At 24.8% G+C, this 5,896-nt stretch carries 1 protein-coding gene; it reads right to left on the bottom strand.

Annotated elements, in window-relative coordinates; all coding sequences use genetic code 11:
• Positions 1-2,736: 2,736 nt before the first annotated feature.
• Entirely contained in the window at positions 2,737-5,877 is a 3,141-nt protein-coding gene (locus AWT72_RS07725) for a filamentous hemagglutinin N-terminal domain-containing protein (RefSeq protein ID WP_067143281.1), read from the bottom strand.
• Between the last annotated feature and the right edge of the window lie 19 nt (positions 5,878-5,896).

Below are 5,896 nucleotides of genomic sequence, written 5' to 3'. Positions count from 1 at the left end.
ACCATACTCTTTAACTATTGATCTTCCTATAATTTTTTTTTCAAACATAATAGTTCCCTCCTTTTATATGTAAAAAATTTTAAATTTTTCAAGTATAAAAAACAATATATTTTTCCATTATTTTTTTTCTTTTTCGAAAAAATAAATTATTCTATGTAATTTATGACTATATTCATATAAATCTTTTTTAATTTTATCATTAATATCTTTTTTTATTTTATTATTAATTATGTTAATATTTTTGTTAATTTCATTATATTTTTTCTTAATTTCATTATATTTTTTTTTAATTTTATCAATATCTTTGCTTAATTCTTCATCAATTACATATGTATATGCAACATTATAAGTAAAAGAAGCCTCTGTACCTTTGTCAAAAGAAGTAAATTTATCAAATAAACGATTACCATTTACTGAAAATCCCCTTGATTCAATATCTGCATTAAAAGAGGTTCCAATGCCATTATATCCTAAGTTTAAGGCAAAACTATTCGTAATCCCTTGTAAATCTTTTGCTTTCTTAATTGAAGGATAAAAACCTTTTTTTACATTTGCAGATATTCTAACACCTACACCCACACCTGCACCTCCACCTAATGATATGAAATAATTTTTTTTATTTTCATCATCTACTATATAACCAATTCCTGCATTTACATTTACTGATACATATTTTCCACCTGAAATTCTACCTTCTACTGATGTTGTATTTACTCTATCACTGATAATCTTCCCATTTTTAGGAATTAATGTTTTTGGTGTATATTCTAATGTTATCGTTCCTTCTCTAGCATCAATATTATCTGATGCTATTTGTCCAAAAGCTGTTGCTAAATATTGCCCTTTGCTATTCTTTCTTGCTCTGTTTTCATTTATTGCATTTCCTATTGCCCATTCATTTGCAATTCCTTTCAATAAATCCGATTTACTTATCTTATTTCCTACTATTGCTAAATATCTCTTACCTTTTTCTTCAATTACAAATACACCTAGTTTGATATTTTTAGGTAATTCTCCTTCTCTTTCTTGTATATAAGCTGGTTTATCATTTTCATTTACTACTTTAAATCCATCAAAGTCTAATTTCTTAGCTAGTTTTTCTAAATCTTCATTTGTTTTAATTTCTGCTTCATTTATTGCTTGAGTATATTTATTATGCTTTTTATCATTTCTTAATGCTTCATTACCTAATTCAAGAAATCCTCTTTTTTCTACTTCTCCCTGGTCAGTATCATCATCTGGTTTTGCTTTAATATTTTTTACAGATTTTTTTATTGCAATCGCTGTTGACTCTAACTCTTTTCCCGCTAACTCTATCTTCTTCTTAAATACTTTCGTATCTTTTAATGCATTTATTGTTTCCCCACTTGCATTTAAGTCTAATTCAAATTTATTTGATTTTACTTTTAAACTTATTCCTGATGTTCCTGCTCTTAATGAAAATTGATTGTCATGGTTATTAGCTGTTAATTCTTTTCTCTCTAAATTTTCTACTTTTAAATTTTCTAAACTTACTTCATTTTTGTGTACTACTTCTTTTCTTGTATCTACAAATTCTATTTCTCCATTACCACCTGTTGGTATTCCTGTAATTGCTGAAATTGAGATATCAAAACCTGCTCCTGCCTTGTTTCTTGTTCTTTCATCTTTTACATCTTCTATTAATAAATTCTTAATATTTCCACTCATTGTAGAATTATTTGATTTTACTCCTGTTAATTTAACATCTTTTACATTATTAAATGTTTCAGATACATTTGTTAATTCATTTAATTTATTAAGTTTTTCTTTTTGTTCTTCATAAGAACCTTTTGCTGATATATCTACATTAAATGGTTTTAAACCACCATTAGCTAAATCTAATCCTGTTGATACTCCTACACCTACTGATGCATCTATTATTTGTTTCTTATTATTCGCTATTTTAACATCTTTTGTTACCTTTTCAACATTATTATACTCTATATTCGTATCTTTTACTATTGTTGAAACATACTTAACTTCTTCGTTATTATTAAATGTTAATTTGCCTCCTGTTAATTTACCGCTTTTCACTTCTTCTTCGTGATTTATCTCAGTTACATTATTTACATCTAAACTTAAACTACCATTTATTGATACAAAACCTGATAAATCTTTTTTTACTTTTCCACTAGCTAAATCTTTTTCAACTTGACCATTAGTTAAATTTTCATCAAGAATATTTGCGTATTTATCTTTATTATCTTTTACTTTTAAATTTCCTGATAAGTTATTTACTGCTCCTACAAATCCATTTCCTGCATTTGATACTGCTTTATCTAGTCTTCCTTCTGTAACATTTTTTATNNCGATAACCATAATTTATTCCTGTTGTATTTACTACACTATCTCTTTTATCTTTATTTGCATCAAATAGTACATTTTTCGCATTTACTACTAAATTTCCATATTTTAAATTAGTTGATGTAAATTTAGCAACTTTTTCTATCTTACTATTTCCTAGTAATGATATATTAGAATTTTCATGTACTGTTTCTGTTCCTTTTACATTTCTATTAGATATATTTAAACCTATACTAGCTTCACTTGATTCTAAGCCTACCTTGGCTGCTACTTTTACTCCACCTTTATATGAATTTTCTTTTATTTTATTATTTAGTTTAGTTGTATTTGATTCTATTTCATTTATATCTGCATTATTTAACACTACATCTGATGATAATACTTTCATCTTGTTTATCTTTGCACTATTAGTTACTTTAAGACCTGCTCTTGCATTTGATTCATATTCATTATCGTATCTACTTTATGACTAAATAAAGTTACACTTGCTCCTGCTGATAAATCTTCTGTTTCACTATTACCATTTAAACTATGTTTTACTAATTTAAGCTTTCCATTAGTATCTTTTTCTATTGTAGTATAATGTGCTTGTACATCATCTATCAACTTAAAACTTGAAATTTTAGATTTTTCCTTCGATTTTAATACTTTTGCTTCTACATTTAACTTATCACTTACTTCTAAATCTTTAGCTTGTAATTTTGATGATATTAAACTAAGGTTTTCAAATTCTGCTTTATCTTTTATTAATATATTTGAACCTTTTGCTTTTTCTCTACTTATATCAATATCTCTTTTATCAAAAAGAGAATTTTCTTTTAATTTCATAGTATCTTCTAATGTATCTGATGTAACAACTACATCTCCTTTTGTTTTTAGACTATTAACAACTACATTTGAATCTTTTATTGTTGTTTTTTTAGTATTTATTACTAAATCTTTTGCACTAATATTACTACTATTAGATACTTGCTCTTTTATTTCTTTATTTTTTTCATTAAATATTGGCAAAATTAATATATTAGAAACTGAAGTACTATTTATTTCTTTTGTATTAGTACTTACACTATTTGATATATTTACTGTTTCTCCTGTTAATTCTATTTTTTCTTTTGCATCTAAATTACTAGCAACTATATCTGTATTTTTGCTATCTATTAATATATTTTTTGCATTTAGATTACTTGCTTTACTTCTCTCTATTTTTCTTTTTTCTACTGTATCACCATAAATATTTTTTTCATTTATTATTTTTGTTGTTTCTGATTTCTCATCTTTTATCAATAAATTATTAGATTTTATTGTTATTTTTTCATCTGCACTTATATTACTTGCTATTATCTTTATATCATCTGATGATAATTTCATATCATTATATATTAATTCTTGGTCTTTTATATTCAATTTACTTGCATTTATTGTTATATTAGATTTTTTTGCATTTATATCTTTTTGTGTTTCATCTATTCCAAATTCATCTATTATGTAATCTGTTTTATTGTATTTTATGCTATTCAAAAAATTAGGATTTGAGTATAGATTTTTAATGCTTGTATATTTCACATCATCTTCTATATCATATTCTATTTTTTTACCTTTTATTTCTACTGCTTCTTTTTTATTCTTATATACTATGTCTTCTTTTGTTGCTGTTTTTTTAACTTCATCTTCTTTGTATGCTTTAAAGTTTGTAGTTTTAGCATCAATTACAACATTTCCCACTAATTGAGATTTTAAAGCTTTAGTATTTACTATTCTTTCATTATCTAATTCTTTTGAATATGTAACATTATGTCTTATATTACAATATACTAATGCACCTGGACAATCAAAAGTTCCTTTGAATTTTATTTTTTCATAACCATCTTCTATCTTAAATATTTCGTTTCCTATACTAGATGAATTATTAAATTCATTTGCTTTTATGTAATTTTTTTCATTGGCTACTATATGCCCATCTTTATTATTTGCATCTTCTGTTATTTGAATGTCTACATTATTTCCACTTAATACTGAAAACACTGTATTTCTATCACTTAATTCTAATTTACCATCTAATAACTTATTTTTTACTTCTCCATCATAATTATCAGAATATTCTGAATACATAGCTTCTTTATTAGCTTGTTTTACTTTATCGATATTTTTTTCTGATAGTAATTCACTTCCTTTATGATTGTAAAACTTTCCTTTTGTTCCTATTCTATCTTTGTTTTCTTTTGCTAAATACTTATCTTTATATATTCTATAGTCAAATTCAGAGTCATCTATTACTACTACTTTATCATAAAAAGCTGATAAAGCATTAATTTTTGCTTCATCTGTTGTTGATTGTTTTAAAGCATTATATGATCTATATACTTCTTCTTGTTTTTCTTTCCACTTTTCTATGTCATCTATCTTTTTACCTGTTGTTTTATCGATATATATTACTTTACCTTTTCCAAAACTAAGAACTTTACCCTTATTATCTAATTTTTTCCCTCTTATTTTTAGAAATTCATCTGCATGAATTACTCCACCATTTAAATTAGACAATTTATTTTTGGCTTTAAGATTAATTACATTAGACAATAGTAGTTCTCCATCATTACTAATATTATTAGCTTCTATGCTTAAACTATCATTTGCTATTATATGTCTTTTATCTTTTCCTTTGGATTTTATACTAAAATCTTCTTTTACTTTTATTTTTACTTTATCGGCTTTTATCTTATCTACTTTTGCCTGTGTCTTTGAATCTAATTCTACATTTTTAGCTAATATACTTTTAGCACCTATTCCTGATTTAGTCGCTATTATTCTAACAGTATTTGCATGTACACTTCCTAAAATATTAGCACTAATTGGTATTCCTACTTCTCCTTCATGAGTTTTTACTATTTCTACATTAGAACCTTTTATATCATATATATTATTTCCTGTTAATATTTCTATTTTATTTGCTATTAAATCTTTTTTAAGTTCTACTACTTTTGATAATATATTTACTCTATTTACATTACTAGTATTTAATTCATCTAAACTTACTATTAATCCATCTCCAACTGAAATATTATCTACATTCCCATTTTTTAATGTTACTTCTCCCGTTGTTAAAGTCATATCATGTATATTTAAAAATTTAGCTCCATCTAATGTAATACCATTTTTATTTGATAATACTACATCTAAATCATCATTACTAAGTGCTTCTAATACACCTTTTATTTCACTTTTATTTGTACTTGTTACACGAAGCAATGCTAATTTCGCTGGATTTTTCGTTATATTTTCATTTGGTCTTACTACACCTGCTATATGAGACCTTGCAATAGAGCTACTATTATTTATTACTGCACCTTTTTTATCAACATTAAATTTATCAAATGTTGAATCTGATACTCCTTTGTCGCTTGGTGTAGATATATTTATTACTTCTGTACCATTATTAGATTTTTCAACATATACATTTGTTTTTCCATCAGGTGTTATTTCTGAAAAAGATAATAGAGATATCAAGCATAACATTATATATTTACTAGTTTTATTTAATTTATTTTTGTTATTCAATCCAATTCCTCTTTTCTAT

It is taken from the genome of Oceanivirga salmonicida (assembly GCF_001517915.1).
Taxonomy (GTDB): Bacteria; Fusobacteriota; Fusobacteriia; order Fusobacteriales; family Leptotrichiaceae; genus Oceanivirga; species Oceanivirga salmonicida.
Note: the sequence above shows the minus strand (reverse complement) of the source record. Positions and strands in the feature narration are given on the sequence as shown.